Annotated in this window: 21 protein-coding genes; 10 read left to right on the top strand and 11 right to left on the bottom strand. The window is 61.2% G+C overall.

What is annotated here, in order from left to right; all coding sequences use genetic code 11:
- Nucleotides 1-25 precede the first annotated feature (25 nt).
- From D6201_RS09615 to D6201_RS09590, 6 genes are read right to left on the bottom strand one after another with little or no spacing between them, the layout of a single operon-like run.
- On the bottom strand, nt 26-985 hold the full coding sequence (locus D6201_RS09615) for a ParB/RepB/Spo0J family partition protein (RefSeq protein WP_120048593.1): 960 nt from the start codon (nt 983-985) through the stop codon (nt 26-28).
- Nucleotides 982-1758: a ParA family protein gene (locus D6201_RS09610; RefSeq protein WP_120048592.1), complete on the bottom strand. Its 777-nt coding sequence runs from the start codon at nt 1756-1758 to the stop codon at nt 982-984. Before D6201_RS09610 ends, D6201_RS09615 begins: the two co-directional genes overlap by 4 nt.
- Complete coding sequence (rsmG, locus tag D6201_RS09605) at nt 1755-2375, bottom strand: 16S rRNA (guanine(527)-N(7))-methyltransferase RsmG (protein ID WP_120048591.1); 621 nt, start codon at nt 2373-2375, stop codon at nt 1755-1757. Before rsmG ends, D6201_RS09610 begins: the two co-directional genes overlap by 4 nt.
- Complete coding sequence (gene mnmG, locus D6201_RS09600; RefSeq protein ID WP_120049328.1) at nt 2372-4219, bottom strand: tRNA uridine-5-carboxymethylaminomethyl(34) synthesis enzyme MnmG; 1848 nt, start codon at nt 4217-4219, stop codon at nt 2372-2374. The genes rsmG and mnmG overlap by 4 nt, the downstream gene beginning before the upstream one ends.
- Before the next feature lie 54 nt (nt 4220-4273).
- Complete coding sequence (gene mnmE / locus D6201_RS09595; protein ID WP_120048590.1) at nt 4274-5548, bottom strand: tRNA uridine-5-carboxymethylaminomethyl(34) synthesis GTPase MnmE; 1275 nt, start codon at nt 5546-5548, stop codon at nt 4274-4276.
- Between the two features lie 8 nt (nt 5549-5556).
- Complete coding sequence (locus D6201_RS09590; protein ID WP_120048589.1) at nt 5557-5814, bottom strand: DUF6489 family protein; 258 nt, start codon at nt 5812-5814, stop codon at nt 5557-5559.
- A gap of 71 nt (nt 5815-5885) precedes the next feature.
- Between D6201_RS09590 and D6201_RS09585 the strand changes: the two genes are divergently transcribed.
- Nucleotides 5886-6584, top strand: coding sequence for a dienelactone hydrolase family protein (locus D6201_RS09585; protein WP_120048588.1), 699 nt, complete (start codon nt 5886-5888; stop codon nt 6582-6584).
- Nucleotides 6585-6590: 6 nt separating this feature from the next.
- Here the strand turns inward: D6201_RS09585 and D6201_RS09580 are convergent, their stop codons facing one another.
- The 5 genes from D6201_RS09580 to hemE all read right to left on the bottom strand — a co-directional run bounded on the left by D6201_RS09580 (nt 6591) and on the right by hemE (nt 10442).
- A complete protein-coding gene (locus D6201_RS09580; protein WP_120048587.1) occupies nt 6591-6980 on the bottom strand; it encodes a BLUF domain-containing protein in 390 nt (129 codons plus the stop codon).
- Nucleotides 6981-7031: 51 nt separating this feature from the next.
- Entirely contained in the window at nt 7032-7382 is a 351-nt protein-coding gene (locus tag D6201_RS09575; protein WP_133303989.1) for a hypothetical protein, read from the bottom strand.
- Nucleotides 7383-7497: 115 nt separating this feature from the next.
- Complete coding sequence (gene rho, locus D6201_RS09570) at nt 7498-8754, bottom strand: transcription termination factor Rho (RefSeq protein ID WP_120048585.1); 1257 nt, start codon at nt 8752-8754, stop codon at nt 7498-7500.
- Between the two features lie 189 nt (nt 8755-8943).
- Nucleotides 8944-9387 carry a protoporphyrinogen oxidase HemJ gene (hemJ, locus tag D6201_RS09565; protein WP_120048584.1) on the bottom strand — a complete coding sequence of 148 codons (444 nt, stop codon included), beginning with the start codon at nt 9385-9387 and terminating at the stop codon, nt 8944-8946.
- A gap of 38 nt (nt 9388-9425) precedes the next feature.
- The gene (gene hemE / locus D6201_RS09560; RefSeq protein ID WP_120048583.1) at nt 9426-10442 is read right to left on the bottom strand and encodes a uroporphyrinogen decarboxylase; all 1017 of its coding nucleotides are present in this window, start codon (nt 10440-10442) and stop codon (nt 9426-9428) included.
- Between the two features lie 302 nt (nt 10443-10744).
- Between hemE and D6201_RS09555 the strand changes: the two genes are divergently transcribed.
- The 9 genes from D6201_RS09555 (at nt 10745) to D6201_RS09515 (ending at nt 16343) form a co-directional block, all read left to right on the top strand.
- Complete coding sequence (locus D6201_RS09555; RefSeq protein WP_120048582.1) at nt 10745-11590, top strand: pyruvate, water dikinase regulatory protein; 846 nt, start codon at nt 10745-10747, stop codon at nt 11588-11590.
- Nucleotides 11587-12168, top strand: coding sequence for a Maf family protein (locus D6201_RS09550; protein ID WP_120048581.1), 582 nt, complete (start codon nt 11587-11589; stop codon nt 12166-12168). Before D6201_RS09555 ends, D6201_RS09550 begins: the two co-directional genes overlap by 4 nt.
- A complete protein-coding gene (gene aroE, locus D6201_RS09545; protein ID WP_120048580.1) occupies nt 12165-13022 on the top strand; it encodes a shikimate dehydrogenase in 858 nt (285 codons plus the stop codon). Before D6201_RS09550 ends, aroE begins: the two co-directional genes overlap by 4 nt.
- Nucleotides 13019-13624, top strand: coding sequence for a dephospho-CoA kinase (gene coaE, locus D6201_RS09540; RefSeq protein ID WP_120048579.1), 606 nt, complete (start codon nt 13019-13021; stop codon nt 13622-13624). The genes aroE and coaE overlap by 4 nt, the downstream gene beginning before the upstream one ends.
- A 24-nt stretch (nt 13625-13648) precedes the next feature.
- Entirely contained in the window at nt 13649-14335 is a 687-nt protein-coding gene (gene dnaQ / locus D6201_RS09535) for a DNA polymerase III subunit epsilon (RefSeq protein WP_120048578.1), read from the top strand.
- A gap of 54 nt (nt 14336-14389) precedes the next feature.
- Entirely contained in the window at nt 14390-14959 is a 570-nt protein-coding gene (hpf, locus tag D6201_RS09530) for a ribosome hibernation-promoting factor, HPF/YfiA family (RefSeq protein WP_120048577.1), read from the top strand.
- A gap of 110 nt (nt 14960-15069) precedes the next feature.
- Nucleotides 15070-15531 (top strand): PTS sugar transporter subunit IIA, encoded by a 462-nt coding sequence (locus tag D6201_RS09525; RefSeq protein ID WP_120048576.1) that lies wholly within the window; start codon nt 15070-15072, stop codon nt 15529-15531.
- Entirely contained in the window at nt 15518-16009 is a 492-nt protein-coding gene (locus D6201_RS09520) for a PaaI family thioesterase (protein ID WP_120048575.1), read from the top strand. Before D6201_RS09525 ends, D6201_RS09520 begins: the two co-directional genes overlap by 14 nt.
- Nucleotides 16002-16343 carry a DUF1491 family protein gene (locus D6201_RS09515; RefSeq protein WP_120048574.1) on the top strand — a complete coding sequence of 114 codons (342 nt, stop codon included), beginning with the start codon at nt 16002-16004 and terminating at the stop codon, nt 16341-16343. The genes D6201_RS09520 and D6201_RS09515 overlap by 8 nt, the downstream gene beginning before the upstream one ends.
- Nucleotides 16344-16368: the final 25 nt, after the last annotated feature.

Here is a 16368-nt window from a genome sequence, read left to right as displayed (position 1 = left end):
CCGAAGTCGCGCGGCGCAACTTTTCCTAAATTCCGCCGCCTGTAAGTCTCTGACAGATAAGGTCTAATTGGTCGAGAGTGCGGAACCTCACAGTGACCGCTCCCGAGCGCGGATCGCTATCCGTCGCGATCTTTACCGGCAGGCCGAGAAATTCCTCGAGATGATTCTCGACGGCGGCAATGTCTGCATCCTGGGCATTGTCGCGCGGCGGACGTGCCTGGCGCCGCGCCGGGCCCTCGCCGCCCCTACTCTTGCGAGCAAGTTTCTCGACCTCGCGGACGGACAGCTTTTTCGCCACCGCCTGCGCGGCCAGTTCGCTCGCATTATCCAGTCCGATGAGCGCGCGGCCATGGCCCATGTCGAGCCGCCCCGCTTCGAGATGGTCGAGCACCACTTCGGGCAAAGCAAGCAGCCGCTGGAGATTCGCCACATGGCTGCGCGATTTTTCGACCAGAGTGGCGATCTCGGCCTGCGTCATGTCCTCGATTTCGGCCAGGCGCTGATAAGCGCGCGCTTCCTCCACGGGGTTGAGATCTTCGCGCTGGACATTCTCGATCAACGCCAAGGCCATCACATCACGATCCGCCAGATCGCGAATTATGGCAGGAATTTCATGTAGATGCGCCTTCTGCGACGCGCGCCAGCGGCGCTCGCCCGCCACCAGCTGATACGTCCCACCTTCGACAGGTCGCACGATCACCGGCTGGATCACCCCACGGCTGGCAATCGACGCGGCCAGCTCCGACAGAGCGGCATCGTCGAAATGCCTGCGTGGCTGATCGGGATGCGGCGCGATATCGGCGATGGCGAGCATCGCTAGCCCGTCACCCGCGTCTCCAGCTCCGGCGCTCCCGGCATCGCGTGGACCTCGAGCCACAAGCGGCTCCTCGCGTTTGGCCTCTCCCAACAGCGCGCCCAAGCCCTTGCCCAGTTTGCGTGGCGCGGCCTTTGCGCGTGCGGGAGCGCCCCCGTTGCTTTCGCTCATGCTGCAATCCTTTCTGCCGGCAGTCGTCCGATCAGTTCGCGCGCCAAGGCCATGTAAGCTCGGCTGCCCATGCAGGAATTGTCGTAAATGAGCGCGGGCAAGCCGTGGCTCGGCGCTTCCGAAAGGCGAACATTTCGCGGGATCACCGCCTCGAAAACGAGATCGCCGAGACATTCGCGCACATCGTCTGCGACCTGGTCTGTCAGGCGATTGCGACGGTCGAACATCGTCAGGGCGATGCCGATAATGCCGAGATCGGGATTGAAGCGCTGCTGAACCTGCTCGACCGTCTGCAGAAGCTGACTGAGGCCTTCCAGCGCAAAAAATTCGCATTGCAAAGGCACGAGTAGCGTGTCCGCCGCGCAGAGAGCGTTTAGCGTCAGGAGACCGAGCGATGGCGGGCAATCGATGAAACATATGTCATGGCCAGTGTGACCGTCGAAAGCTTCACGAAGGCGCTGCGATCGATCCTCGACACCGACGAGCTCCACTTCCGCTCCACTAAGATCGACCGTGGCAGGACAGACATCGAGGCCGGGGATCGTCGTGCGGATCGTGCAATCCGCGATCGCCGCCTGGTCCACTATTACGTCGTAGCTAGACGCGTCACGGTCTGCCGACGGAATGCCTAGTCCGGTCGAGGCATTCCCTTGCGGATCGAGGTCGAGCAGCAATGTCCGCCATCCACTGGCCGCCATCGCCGTTGCAATGTTGATTGCGCTCGTCGTTTTTCCGACGCCGCCCTTCTGGTTTGCAATCGCAATAACGATCATGGGATCCTCCCTTTGCCGACCAAGATGGCAGCATCTGCGCTTGTCATCGACTGTTCCACGTGAAACATGCCGCGCACATGATTCGGCTGTTCAGCCAATTCCTGCGCTGCCGACCTGCCTTTCGGCAACAACCATACGGTGGCCGGTGTGGAAAACCGCTCGGATAAGTCGAGTAATTTGGCAAGCGGGGCGAAGGCCCGCGCCGTGATCACGTCCATTTCCCGACTTTCCACACGTTCAAGTTGCCGACCGTGCACGAGGCAGTTTTCGAGGTCGAGCTGCACGCAAATGCGCTCCAGCCAAGCGATTCGTTTCGCCCTTGATTCTACACAATGCATTTCAACATCGGGCCGGGCGATAGCGATGACGATGCCGGGCAAACCCGGTCCCGATCCGAGGTCGAGCCATGACGCCCTACGCTGCGGCGCGTGATCGACAAGCTGCAAACTGTCGGCGATATGGCGCTGCCAGACATGATTGACACTGGCCTTCGAAATTAAATTCTGACGGCCGTTCTCTTCACACAACGCGTGCACGAAGCGCTCGAGCAGACCCATTGCACGATCATCGCACCGCGCCGCACAATAAGCGCGCGCCTCATCCTCGCTCTCGATCATGCCGCGAGGCGCTTGGCATGCACGAGGAGCGCAGCGAGCGCAGCGGGCGTTACCCCGCGCACTCGCCCTGCGGCCGCCAGGTCGCTCGGCTTTGCCGCCGACAGACGTTCTGCCATCTCATTTGAAAGGCCAGGCACATCCGTAAAAGGAAAATCGGAAGCAAGTTTAAGCGCTTCGCTGCTTCGCAGATTGCGCAATTCCCCTTCCTGACGCGCGACATACGGCGCGTAGAGCGCATCTTCCTTCAGTTCCTCCGCCAACGGACCGTCGGCCTTCAGTCCCTCGGGCAGCCAATCTCCCAAATGCCGAGGTTCGATATTTGGGAATCCCAACCATTCAGACAGCGAGCGTTTGGTTCCATCGGATTTAACGGGCGCACCTGCTGCCGCCATCTGGAGAGCCGTGACAGGCTGAGAGAGCAGCGTGTTCCACGTGGAACGTTCTGCCTCTCGCTCTTCAAACCAGCGTAAGCGCTTTTCACTTACACAGCCAATGTCACACGCCATCGGCGTCAACCGCGTCGTTGCATTGTTTGCGCGCAAGCGGAGCCGATATTCTGCTCGGGCGGTCAACATGCGATAGGGCTCTGTCACCCCATGCAGTGTCAGGTCATCAAGCATAACCGCCATGTACGAATTGGCACGATCGAGCGGCGGCATGGATTTGTCGAGTGCCGCGCACGCCGCGCCCATCCCGGCCATCAAGCCCTGGGCGGCGGCCTCTTCATAGCCAGTCGTCCCGTTGATCTGCCCTGCGCAGTACAACCCTGGTATTGCTCGTAATTGCAAGTCCGCCTTGAGCGCCCTCGGATCGATATGGTCGTACTCGACAGCATATCCGGGAACTTCCATATGGACGCTTTCGAGTCCATCCATGGTGCGGAGCATATTGAGCTGCACATCGACGGGGAGCGAGGTGCTGATGCCGTTGGGATAGACCAGCGGCGTATCCAGCCCTTCCGGTTCGAGGAAGACCTGATGGCCATCGCGATCGGCAAATCGATGGATCTTGTCTTCGATGGACGGGCAATAGCGCGGCCCGTTCGCATCGACCGCCCCGGTGAAGATAGGCGATCGATCAAGATTGGCGGCGATGATGTCGTGCGTTTGCTGGTTCGTCCGGGTGATTGCGCAGAACACCTGCGGATTTTGCCGGTGCCGCGTCATCGGCGACATCGTCCATTGCTCAATATCGGAAGGCTGCTCGGCGAGACGCGCCCAGTCTATCGTTCTGCCATCGAGCCGTGGCGGCGTGCCGGTCTTGAGCCGTGCGAGAGGAAGCTCCGCCGCGCGCAGTTGCTGGGCAAGCTTGTGTGCACCGTCCTCGCCGATCCGCCCGCCTTCGAAGCGTTCCTCCCCGCGAAACAGGCGGCCGCCGAGAAACGTACCGGTGCACAGGATGACGGAGCGGCTCGATAGCTCGCTACCGTCGGCCAACCTCACGCCGGTAACACGATCGCCCTGTAGCAGAAGCTCAGCTACTTCGCCTTCGATCAGGCGCAACTGCTTCAGACGCGATAAGGCAGCCTGCACGAAAGCCTTGAACAGATCACGATCCGCTTGAACCCGCGGCCCGTGCACCGCACTGCCTTTGGACCGATTGAGCATTCGATAGTGTATCGCCGCGGCGTCAGCAGCCTGGCCGATGAGACCATCGAATGCATCGACTTCACGAACGAGATGACCCTTGCCAAGGCCGCCAATCGCAGGATTGCAGCTCATTGCGCCGATCTTTTCGAGATCGAATGAGACGAGCGCGGTGCGAACACCCATGCGTGCTGCCACTGCCGCAGCCTCGCAGCCGGCGTGGCCGCCACCCACCACCAAAACGTCGAAATCCGTCATATCGGCGAGATAAATGCTGGTGAGCACAATATCCAGCGTGTTTCACGTGAAACACTATTTGCCGATGCAGAACCTGCCGAATAGCGTGTCGAGCACATCCTCAGTTGCGGTTTGACCCGTGAGAGCGTCGATGGCGGATCGAGCTGTTCGCAAGTCCTCAGCCATGATCAGGGGGTCATCTGCGATCGCCGCCTGTTCAATCCCGTTGGCGGCTTTGGCCAGCAGTTCGCGCTGCCTCGCACTCAGCGCAATCTCGCCAGGTTTCGGCATAGCGTCTCGCGCCCTCGAAATAAGCTGCTCACGCAGGATCGCCATACCCTCTCCGCTCTTTGCAGAAATGCGCAAGCGTGGGTCATGCTTCTTGGAGCGGTCGGGTGTGTCCACACGTGCCTCTATCTCCCAAGAGTCTGCCGGCCCCTCTCCCTCCTCGCCGAGCCAGAGCACCAGATCTGCCTTTTCGAGCTCCGCCTGCGCGCGTTTGATGCCGATCGCTTCGATCTCGTCGCCTGCTTCGTTTCGCAGTCCGGCCATATCGACGAAAGTGAATGGAACGCCCCGGATTGCGACCGATTTGCTCAACACATCGCGCGTCGTGCCCGCAATTTCCGCCGTGATGGCAGCTTCGCTCTCCACCAGCGCATTGAACAAGGTGCTCTTGCCAGCATTGGGTGGACCGGCCAGGGCTACACGGAAACCTTCCTTGAGCGTCTCAGCATGCGGCGCGTCCAGCGCCTCGTGCAAACCCTTCGAGAGCTCGCTGACCTGTATCGAGAACGCGTCGGAGACTTCCCCGACGTCGTCCTCATCGTCGAAGTCGAGCGTCGCCTCGACCTGAGCGGACAGTTTAAGCAGCGAATCTCGCCAACCATCGATCTGGCGAGAAAAGGCACCACCTGCCATCGCCATCGCGCTTTGCCGCTGCAGCTCGGTTTCGGCCAACAGGAGATCGGCCAGCCCTTCCGCCTCGGAAAGGTCGATCCGCGCGTTCGCAAAGGCACGGCGGGTGAATTCGCCAGGTTCCGCGCGGCGACATCCCTCGATCTCCCCAAGCGTTCGCTTGATCGCTGCGACGACTGCCCTACCGCCATGGCAATGGAGTTCCGCCACGTCTTCTCCGGTCACCGAACGCGGCGCTGGAAAATAAATGACCAGACCGTCATCGAGAGGATTGCCGTCCGCATCGCGAAACGTCGCCCGGGTTGCCATGCGAGGTTTCGGGAGCGATCCGGCAATGCGGCGCAGCGCTTCCGCAGCTGCGTCGCCGGTAATCCGAATGACGCCGATTCCCGCTGGCGGGGAGCCGCTCGATAGAGCGAAAATCGTATCCATTCAGTTACTTACTTCTTAGAAGAACCGGTTCCGCTGGCGGCGCTGCGGGTTGCACCCTCGACAAAACTTTCGAACATCTTGAGGCCCATCTGGCCCATCGGTGCCAGTTGCTTGGCATATTCTTCCATCTGCTCGGCGCTCGAAACGCCCTGCATCGCCTTGGCGATGGTATCGACATAGATGGCATTGGCCTGCTCGACATCCGGCAAGCCCATGAATTCGCGCGCTTCCTGCGGCGTACATTCGATTTCGACATGGACCTTCATTGTCGGACACCTTTCCTGCTCTGCCGCGTAGGATAGCAAGAGACGCGATCCGAACAGCGGGAGAGACCTATATGACCGAGACAGTGCGCATTTCCACCCTTTCCGGCGAAGACGGCTTCGATGCCTATCTCGCGCGGCCCGAAGGCGAACCGAAAGCAGCCATCGTCGTCATTCAGGAAATCTTCGGCGTGAATGCTGGTATCCGCCGCAAATGCGACAAGCTGGCGGAGGACGGATATCTGGCCATGGCGCCCGACCTGTTCTGGAGGCTGGAGCCGGGCGTGGAACTCGATCCCGACATCGAGCCTGAATTCGAGCGCGCGCTCGAGCTTATGGGAAAGTTCAATCAGGATGCCGGCGTCCGCGATATCGAAGCGACGATCAAGTATGTGCGCGATCACACTCAGACTGGGAAAGTCGGTTGTGTCGGATACTGCTTGGGCGGGCGGCTCGCCTATATGACGGCCGCGCGCACCGACGTGGATGCCAGCGTCGGTTACTACGGCGTTGGGATCGACGAATTGCTGCGCGAGAAGCACGCGATCGCCAACCCGCTGTTGCTCCACGTTCCGACCGAAGATCATTTCGTCGACAAGGACACGCAAAAGGCCATGCATGATGGGCTCAATGACCATCCCAAGGTCACGCTCCACGACTATGATGGCCTCGATCACGGTTTCGCAACGGAATTCGGCGAGCGGCGGGACGAGAAAGCTGCACAGCTCGCCGACAGGCGGACCGCCGAATTCTTCGCTCGGCACCTAGTCTGAGGCAGCTCAGTTCAACGCGACGAAATTCAGCACAATCCTGCGAATTTGCGGTGCCAGTGCCTCGGGCAGCTCGCCGTCCAGTGTCGAGGAGCGCGCATCCACATCCTGGTTGAGGCGTATGCGCTGCATGCTCCAATCGGGGCATGTACGTGCGCCCACATCGCTACTGGCGAGCTTGACGATCCCCGTATGCCGCGGGTCGTAAGACAGCTTTCGCAACAGGGCGAAGACGCGCGCCTCCTCGCCCTCCAGCAGTTGGATGAAATTGCGGCCGTTGTAGATCAGGAAGCCCGTGATCCCCGCCGCGGGATTGTTCCGCCGCGAAGATTGCAGGATCGCATCGACATCGCTCTCGCTGAGGCCGGGAGCCGTGCTGATGTAAAGAACCTGCCGCATCGCCGCTCCATAGCCGGAAGCGATGCCGAGGCAAACGAACCGGCCGTCTTCTTAATCTAGATCAAGCTCCTGCCCCGGAGCGAGGAAGTAATCGTTCCGGCCGCGCGGATCGACTGGTGTCGTGATCGCGCTCGCCGGAATGAGCGCCAGCGCGGATGCAGGCACGATCCCCGCAATCGCAGCTGGAATGCCGAAGAAGATCAATGGACCGTAGCAGACCGCCAGGAAGCGCAAGATCGCCTGCCTGCCGCCCTCGTAGGCCACCTCGGCACCCGCCACACCGGCCTCGGCAATAAGCGCGCTCGCCCGGCGCCAATCGCTCTGTGGAATGGTGAGGCGATGGCCGCCCAGTGCGACGGAGAGCGGATCCACAGATACGTGCCACGCCCCGTCGATCCACACCGGAATTCCCTCGGCTTCCAGCAGCGTCGCCTAAACGAGGGCATGCGGGCGCGAAGTAATCGTGGCGATATGCGCCACCCCCTCCTCGCTGGCCGACATGGCCCTCGCCCGAACCCTACTGGTTCATCGTCGCGAAGAAATCCTCGTTGGTCTTGGAATCCTTCATCTTGTCGAGCAGGAATTCCATCGAGTCGACCGTGCCCATCTGCATCAGGATACGGCGCAGCACCCACATCTTGGAAAGCTGTTCCTTGTCCACCAGAAGCTCTTCCTTGCGGGTGCCGGACTTGCCGACATCGAGCGCCGGGAAGATGCGCTTGTCGGCCACCTTGCGGTCGAGCACGATTTCGCTGTTGCCGGTGCCCTTGAACTCTTCGAAGATGACCTCGTCCATGCGGCTGCCCGTGTCGATCAGCGCTGTGGCGATGATGGAAAGCGAGCCGCCTTCCTCGATATTGCGCGCTGCGCCGAAGAAACGCTTGGGCCGCTGCAATGCGTTGGCATCGACACCGCCCGTCAGCACCTTGCCCGAGCTCGGAACGACGGTGTTGTAGGCACGGCCGAGGCGCGTGATCGAATCGAGCAGGATGACGACGTCCTTCTTGTGCTCGACCAGGCGTTTCGCTTTCTCGATCACCATTTCGGCGACCTGGACGTGGCGGCTGGCAGGCTCGTCGAAGGTCGAGGAGATAACCTCGCCCTTCACGCTGCGCTGCATGTCGGTGACTTCCTCCGGCCGCTCGTCAACGAGCAGGACCAGCAGGAAAACCTCGGGGTGGTTGTCGGTGATGGCCTTGGCCATGTTCTGCAGCAGCACCGTCTTACCGGTGCGCGGCGGCGCGACGATCAGCGCGCGCTGGCCCTTGCCCTGCGGCGAGATGAGATCGATCACGCGGGCCGACTTGTCCTTTACTGTCGGATCCTTCGTATCGAGATTCAGGCGGCTGTCGGGGTAAAGCGGCGTGAGATTGTCGAAATTGGTGCGGTGGCGGACAGCTTCGGGGTCTTCGTAATTGACTTCCTTCAGCTTGGTCAGCGCGAAATAGCGCTCGCCATCCCTGGGGGCGCGGATTTCACCTTCGACCGTATCGCCAGTGCGCAGGCCCCATTTGCGGACCTGGTTGGGCGAGACATAGATATCGTCCGGTCCGGCAAGATAATTCGCCTCGGGCGAGCGCAGGAAGCCGAAGCCATCCTGCAGCACCTCGATCGTTCCGATGCCGAGGATTTCCTCACCCTCTTCCGCGACTTCCTTGAGGATCGCGAACATGAGGTCCTGTCGGCGCATCGTGCTGGCACCTTCGATGTCGTAATCTTCGGCCATTGCGACCAGTTCGACCGGCGACCGCTGTTTTAAATCTTTGAAATGCATAAATAAATTTCCGTTATTCTGGGACGCCGGCAGGCCAGTACGGGCTTGGAGAAAGCAGACCCGGACGCGACTGACTCGCGCCCTAAACGCCGGGGTGGGCACCGCAATATGCCCGCGGGCAATCGCGGTCAATTCACCTTTGCGGCGATCGCGCTCGACTCACCGCAAGGCGGTGCGTCCGATCGCGCGTCAGAAAGGTTTGACGATGGCGAGGATGACGATGATCGCCACGGCAACACCGGGCACTTCGTTCAGCAATCGCAATTGCTTGCCGGACAGTCTGCGCTCCCCGCGCGCCAGCTTCTTCGCATAGCCTGCAAGATAGCCGTGATAGCCCGACAGCAGCAGCACGAAGAGCAGCTTGGCGTGGAACCAGCCTTGCGTCCACGCGCCGATGGACATGGTGAGCGCGAGGCCGAGAATCCAGACCACGATGATAGAGGGCAGCAGGATGATCTTGAGAAGCTTTCTTTCACGATCGACGAACCGCGCGGCTTCTTCCGATCCTTCGGGCGCTTCCTGGTGATAGACGAACAGGCGCGGCAGCATGAAAAGCCCCGCCATCCAGAAGATCACGAAAATGATGTGCCCGGCCTTGAGCCAGAAATAGATCATGGCGAGAATGTCCTGCATGGCGCGTATCTAGGATTGCCGCGCGGCTTCGTCACCCCTCAACCGCGCAGCTTTTGCAGCAGGCGCTCGACATGGGGGATCGGCGTGTGCTTGTCGATCCCGTGGCCCAGATTGAAGATATGCGGCCTGCCCTCGAAAACGGCGCATATGCGCTCGATCTCGGCGTCGAGGGGCTCACCCCCCGCAAGCAGCAGCATCGGGTCCAGATTGCCCTGTACGGGCATCTGAGGAGGTATATGCGATGCGACCCAGGCCGGGTCCTGCGTCTCATCGACGCCGAGCGCATCGACGCCCGTCTCCCGCGCATAGGCCGGAAGCTTCGCGCCCGCCCCTTTCGGAAAGCCGATCACCGGAATGCCGGGGCGCTTTTCGTGGATGGCTGCGGCGAGCCGCGCGTTCGGCGCGATCACCCAACGCTCGAATTGCGACGGGCTGAGCGATCCGGCCCAGCTGTCGAAAAGCTGCACCGCTTCCGCGCCTGCATCGATCTGACCGATGAGATATTGAAGGCTCGCCGCCTCGATCGCATCGATCAAGGACTGAAACGCTTCGGGATCGCGCCAGGCCAGTGCGCGCGCCGCCCCCTGATCCTTCGATCCCTGCCCGCCGACCATGTACGTCGCCACCGTCCACGGAGAGCCGATGAAGCCGAGCATGGTGACATCGTCATCGAGCTTCGCCTTGGTAAGCTCGACCGTCTTCCAGACAGGCGCAAAATGATGGAAGGCCTTTTCCAGCTTCTGCCAGGCGCCATCGACCAATGGCGGGGCCAGTCGCGGCCCCTCGCCCGCTTCGAACCACAGATCCTGCCCCAACGCATGCGGCACGATGAGAATATCGGAAAACAGGATTGCGCCATCGAAACCGAAACGGCGAATAGGCTGCAGCGTAACTTCGGCCGCCGCCTCGCTGTCATAGACCAGCTCAAGAAAGCCGCCTTTCTCCGCCCTCAATTCGCGATATTCGGGGAGGTAGCGCCCCGCCTGACGCATCAGCCAGACCGGACGCTTTTCGGTTCGCGTCCCGCGCAGGTTTTCAAGAAGATGTCCGGCCATCGAGAAGTGGTCCAATCAATAATATAATATATTTAGATAAGATTCTTGTTGTCTGTTGGCCCTGTGAATTGCGGGGAAAAGCCACAATCACCGGAATCCTTTTCCGCCGAAAGCCGTTTGCGGCGGCATCGACTCGTTGCTTTGCCGCGTCAAGAAAAGCTTCTCCACGCTACACACAGCCTGCGCATAGAATCCCATTAGGAGAGATGGCGCTGCGGGCGAATCGGCTGGTAGCGGGGGCGAAATTCCGTCCCCGACTTGTCCGCCAATCGCTCCCGTGGTTTATGCGCCGGGTTCTCCACATGGCCAGACTGCACCTCCACCTCCTGTCGGATTCCACCGGCGAAACGCTCGAGATGATCGCCAAGGCGGCGCTCGCGCAATTCGATGACAAGGACGTGGTGCGCCATTTCTGGCCGATGGTCCGCTCGCGCCAGCATCTCGACAGGATCATGGAAGAGTTCAAGGCCAATCCCGGCCTCGTCCTCTACACGCTGGTGAATGAGGATATTCGCGAAGGGCTGGAGGAACGGTGCCGCGCAATCGGTATCAAATATGCCGACGCGCTGGAAACGGTGACCGAGGCGCTGGAAGAAAGGCTCGACCAGGAAGCCAAGGGCCGTCCCGGACGCCAGCACCGGATGGACGAGGCCTATTTCGCGCGCGTCGACGCCATCCAATTCACCATCGCCCATGATGACGGGATCGGCTGGGACAATTGGGAAGAGGCCGACATAGTGCTGGCGGGTGTGTCGCGCACGTCGAAGACGCCGACCGCCATCTACCTCGCCAATCGCGGCTACAAGACGGCCAACATCCCACTGGTGGTGGAAAGCCCGCCACCCGACAGCCTGTTCCGCCTGCGCAAACCGATGGTCGTCGGCCTGACCACTGCGCCCGACCGGCTCATCCAGATCCGCCGCAACCGACTCCTTTCGCTGAACGAGAATACCGAGACATCCTATGTCGATCAGGAGCGAGTGAAGAAGGAAGTCGCTTTCGCCCGTCGCATGTTCGCCGACAATGGCTGGCCGGTGATCGACGTGACGCGCCGCTCCATCGAGGAGACCGCAGCGGCGGTCATCCGCTTGCATCAGGAGCGCGAGGCGGAGACGGACGAGCCGCGTTTCGGTGCCAAACCGATATGAGCATCGTGCTCGCATCGAAATCCGCCTCGCGCCAGGCCATGCTGCGCGATGCGGGTGTCGCTTTCGAAGCGCGCCCGGCCAATCTGGACGAGCGAGCGATAGAAGCGCGGCTCGAAAGTGCGGAGCCCGCTGAGATCGCTCTCGCTCTGGCGGAGGCGAAGGCGCTGGCGATCAAGAACGAAAAACGCCCGGTTCTCGGAAGCGACTCGCTCGTCGTCGTCGATGGCCGCCGCTTCGACAAGCCGCGCAGCCGCACGGAGGCGGCGGAGCACCTGCGCTTCTTCTCCGACCGGACGATGGAATTGCACGCCGCTGCCGCCATCGCCCACGGTGGCGAAACGGCGTGGCGGCACGGTGATGTGGCGCGCTTGCAGGTTAGAGAGCTTTCCGGGGATTTCATTGCCGCCTATCTCGACGCGGAATGGCCCGAAGTGTCCTACTGCGTCGGGGTTTTCCGGATCGAGGCGCGCGGCATACAGCTCTTCGAGCGGATCGAGGGCAGCCATTTCACCGTGCTCGGCATGCCGCTTCTTGCCGTGCTCGGCGCGCTGCGCGATTTCGGCGAGTTGCCGCGATGAGCATTTACGCCGAGGTGATCGGGGATCCCATCGCGCATTCGAAATCGCCGCTGATCCACAATTACTGGCTGCAAAAGCTTGGCATCGATGCCGATTACCATGCCCTATATGTCACACCCGATCGCCTTGCGGCTTACATCGCGAGCCGCCGAGATGATCCCAATTGGCGTGGCTGCAATGTCACCATGCCGCACAAACAGGCGATCATCCCGCTGCTCGACCGGCTGGAGATCGGTGCCGAGCTGGTCGGCGCCACCAACACCGTCACTCGCCGACACAATGGCGCGTTGATCGGGACGAATACCGACGTCGAAGGATTCCTGGAGCCGCTGTCCGACATGCTGGAAGCGCAGCATTATTTCCGCATGGCGCGGATCATCGGGACCGGCGGTGCGGCCCGGGCCATCGCCGCTGCACTCGCCGAGAATGGCTTCACTCTGGTCGTCATCGGGAGAGACGTGGAAAAGGCCGCCCATCTCCTGTCCGCCATCGACTCCGACGGAGAGCACCATGTCGCGCCGCTCGATCACTTCGCAAAACCCACCGATTTCGCCTTCGACGACCGCGAAGGCTGCCTCGATCTGGTAGTGAACGCGAGCCCGCTCGGCATGGCCGGTCAGCCTCCGCTACACTTTGATCTCAGCCATGCCCCGCCCGGCAGCATCGTTTACGACATCGTCACCGATCCGCGCGAAACCCCACTGCTCAAGGCGGCGAAGGCTGCTGGCTTCGCAACCATCGATGGCCTCTCCATGCTCATCGGCCAGGCCGCCATCGCCTTCGAGCGGTTTTTCGGTCAGCCGCCGCCAAGGGCGGATGGCGATCTTGAGTTGCGCGAAATTCTCACGCGATGAGCGAACGGCCCTTCATTCTCGGCCTCACCGGATCCATCGCGATGGGGAAAAGCACGGCCGCACAGATGTTTGCCGAACTTGGTGTCCCGGTATTCGATGCCGATGCGGAGGTGCGCAGGATGCAGGGTCCGCACGGCGCGCTTCTGCCCGATATCGAAGCAGCCTTTCCCGGCACGACGGGACCGGACGGCGTCGACCGTGATGCGCTGGGCGCGTTGGTTTTCGGCAACCGCGATGCTCTCGCCCGGCTCGAAGAAATCGTTCACCCGATCGTCGCGCAGGCACGTACCGAATTCCTGGTGGAAAACCATTTGCACCCGCTCGTCGTGTTCGACATTCCGCTTCTGTTCGAAAAGGGCGGAGATACATATGTCGATGCCATTGTCGTCGTATCCGCATCCGCGAAGGAACAGCGCGCCCGCGCCCTCGCACGGCGGGGCATGACCGAGGAAAAACTCGCCGATATTCTGGCGCTGCAAGTGCCCGATGCCGAGAAACGCGGCCTTGCCGATCACATCATCGACACCGGCGTGTCTCTTGAAGAGACACGAGCACAGGTCGCAAGGCTGGTGGACAAGATCACCGACGACTTGCGCCGGTGATGTCGACTGCGCGATAGTAAACCCATGCGCGAAATCATCTTCGATACCGAAACGACCGGCCTCGACCCCGCTACCGGTGACCGCATGGTTGAAATCGGCTGCATCGAGATGGTCAATCGCGTTGCGACCGGGCGCACATTCCACGCCTATTACAATCCAGAACGCGACATGCCTGCGGAAGCCGAAAAGGTGCACGGTCTCTCCGCGAGCTTTCTGTCCGACAAGCCCCTTTTCCGGGACAGCGTCGCCGACTTGCTGGAATTTCTCGGCGACTCCCCACTAGTCGCACATAATGCGCAATTCGATTTCGGCTTCCTCAACAGCGAACTGACCATTTGCGAGCAGCTGACGATCGGCGACGAGCGCATGGTCGATACGCTGGCGATTGCCCGGCGGCGCCATCCTGGTGCGAAGCATTCGCTCGACGCGCTGTGCTCGCGCTACGGAGTCGATCGGTCGCATCGAGTGCTGCACGGCGCGCTGCTCGACGCGGAATTGCTCGCACAGGTGTATGTCGAGCTGACGGGCGGTCGGCAGATCGGTCTTGAGCTCGCCAGTGAGAACGTCGGCGAAAAACAGCAGGTTGAGACCGTGTTTCGCCCGCAGATCGGCGAGTACCGCGCTCCGCGTCCGCATGCCGCAAGTGCGGAAGAGCTTGCGCGGCATGCGGCCTTTCTGGAATCGTTGGAATCTCCACTCTGGACGACGTGAGCGCGGCTCACCACATGAAGCTGGAGAGAACGATAAGGGAAGGAGTTACCGCCCATGGATATTCGCGTGTCTGGCCATCAGGTCGAAACCGGCGCAGCCTTGCAGGAACATGCATCCGACAGGCTTAGCACCATTGTCGACAAGCATTTCAGCCGCGCGATTTCTTCATCCGTGACGTTCGGCAAGGCACCGGCCAGCGCGTTCGCAGCCGATATCGTGCTGCACGTGAATCACGGATTGATCCTGAAAAGCCATGGGCAGGCGCAAGATGCTCATGTCGCTTTCGACCAGGCTGCGGACAAGATCGAAAAGCAGCTGCGGCGGTACAAGCGCCGACTGAAGGACCGGCACGAGCAATCCCAGCACGCCGCGAGGGAAGAGGAGGCTGCCTACACGATCTTCGCAGGCGAAGAGCCGGACTCCGAAGTCGAGGCGAATGACGATGCCCCGCCGGTCATCGCGGAAACCCGCATAGACATCCCTGAAGTCAGCGTGTCCGATGCCGTCATGTTGCTCGATCTGCGGCACACCAACGCCCTGTTTTTCAAAAACGCTGGAAGCGGGCGGCATAATATGGTGTATCGCCGCGACGATGGATCGATCGGGTGGGTCGAACCGTCCTGATTGCAGGGCCGCAGGGGGTGCGGCGAAGCGATTATCAGACTTCAAACCGTCCGTGCGGATCGGTGACCAGGTGTCGCCGGGAGCCGTGCGGCCAGACGATGTGACAAGAGATGAATTCGATTTACGCGTTGAAGCCGGAAGCTGTGGCGATATCGCGGGCGGCTTTTAAAGAAGCGATCCTGGACGATATCTCGGACTTGTTTGCAGAATCCTACGACCTCGATCGTGTCGCCGTGCGCGACGGTCTGCAAGAACGTGAGAAACTGGGCAGCACCGGTTTCGGTCGCGGGGTCGCCATTCCGCATGCTCGCGTTATGGGAATTCACCGACCGGTCGTCGCCATGCTCAAGCTCGACAAGCCGGTCGATTTCGAGGCCGCAGACGGCCTGCCTGTCGATCTCGTCGTGGGCCTGCTTTCGCCGGAGAATTGCGGCGCAGCGCATCTGCATGCGCTCGCTGCGGTGTCCCGGCTGGTGCGGGACGAGCGGATGCACGAAGCGCTCATCGATGCGCCGGATGGCGAAGCGCTTTTCGCCCTGCTGACCAATGTGACGGATCGTGACGCCGCCTGAGCGCTCGCACGGCCCGGCAGGCGGCGAGGCCGCGCATTTTCGCGCGCTCGAAAACCTTTACGCCGCGGCGCCCGTCAATGCGCTGTTTGCATCGCAGCTCGACATCCTCGCGCCGGGTCACGCTCGCATCACGTTCGAGACCGATGAACGGTATTTTCACGCCGCCGGTGCCACCCATGGCACGCTTTACTTCAAGATGCTCGACGACGCGGCGTTCTACGCGGCCAACTCGTTGGTGTCGGATCGCTTCCTACTGACGACCGGGTTCAACCTCCATTTTACCAAGCCGCTTCGCCGCGGCACGGTGATTGCGGAGGGGCGCTGGATCAGCGGCAAGAGGCGGGTGTTCATCGCCGAATCCAATCTGATGGATGCCGATGGCGAGGAGATCGGGCGGGGCACCGGCACTTTCATGCGGTCCCACATCGCGCTGTCCGGCCTCGCCGGCTACGAGCAGTCCGTCTCACGCGATGGATGACAGGATCCCCGCAAAGCTCGAAGTGAGCGGCCTGATCCGCTCCGTTCAGGCCGAAGGCGGCTTTGCCACGGTGCTCTCCAAGGGCGACGAGCAGGCCGGAACATTGATGATAATCTGTGGTGAAAATGGCACAAAGATGCGCGCCTATGAAAGAATGCCGCAACTCGACGGCACGAGGGGCTGGATGATGTTGCGTGAAGAAGACACTGAAAGTCCAAGAGAATTCTCCGACTACTGCGAGCGTCGCGGACAGCAGGATGCCGACCTCTGGATCGTCGAGCTCGATATCGCGAATGCCGAACGGTTCATCGGCCTGACGCCACCCACGGATTGACAAAGTTTCACCTGCGACTATCTGG

Origin of the sequence: Aurantiacibacter aquimixticola, from assembly GCF_003605475.1 — a bacterium.
GTDB classification, from domain to species: domain Bacteria; phylum Pseudomonadota; class Alphaproteobacteria; order Sphingomonadales; family Sphingomonadaceae; genus Alteraurantiacibacter; species Alteraurantiacibacter aquimixticola_B.
Note: the sequence above shows the minus strand (reverse complement) of the source record. Positions and strands in the feature narration are given on the sequence as shown.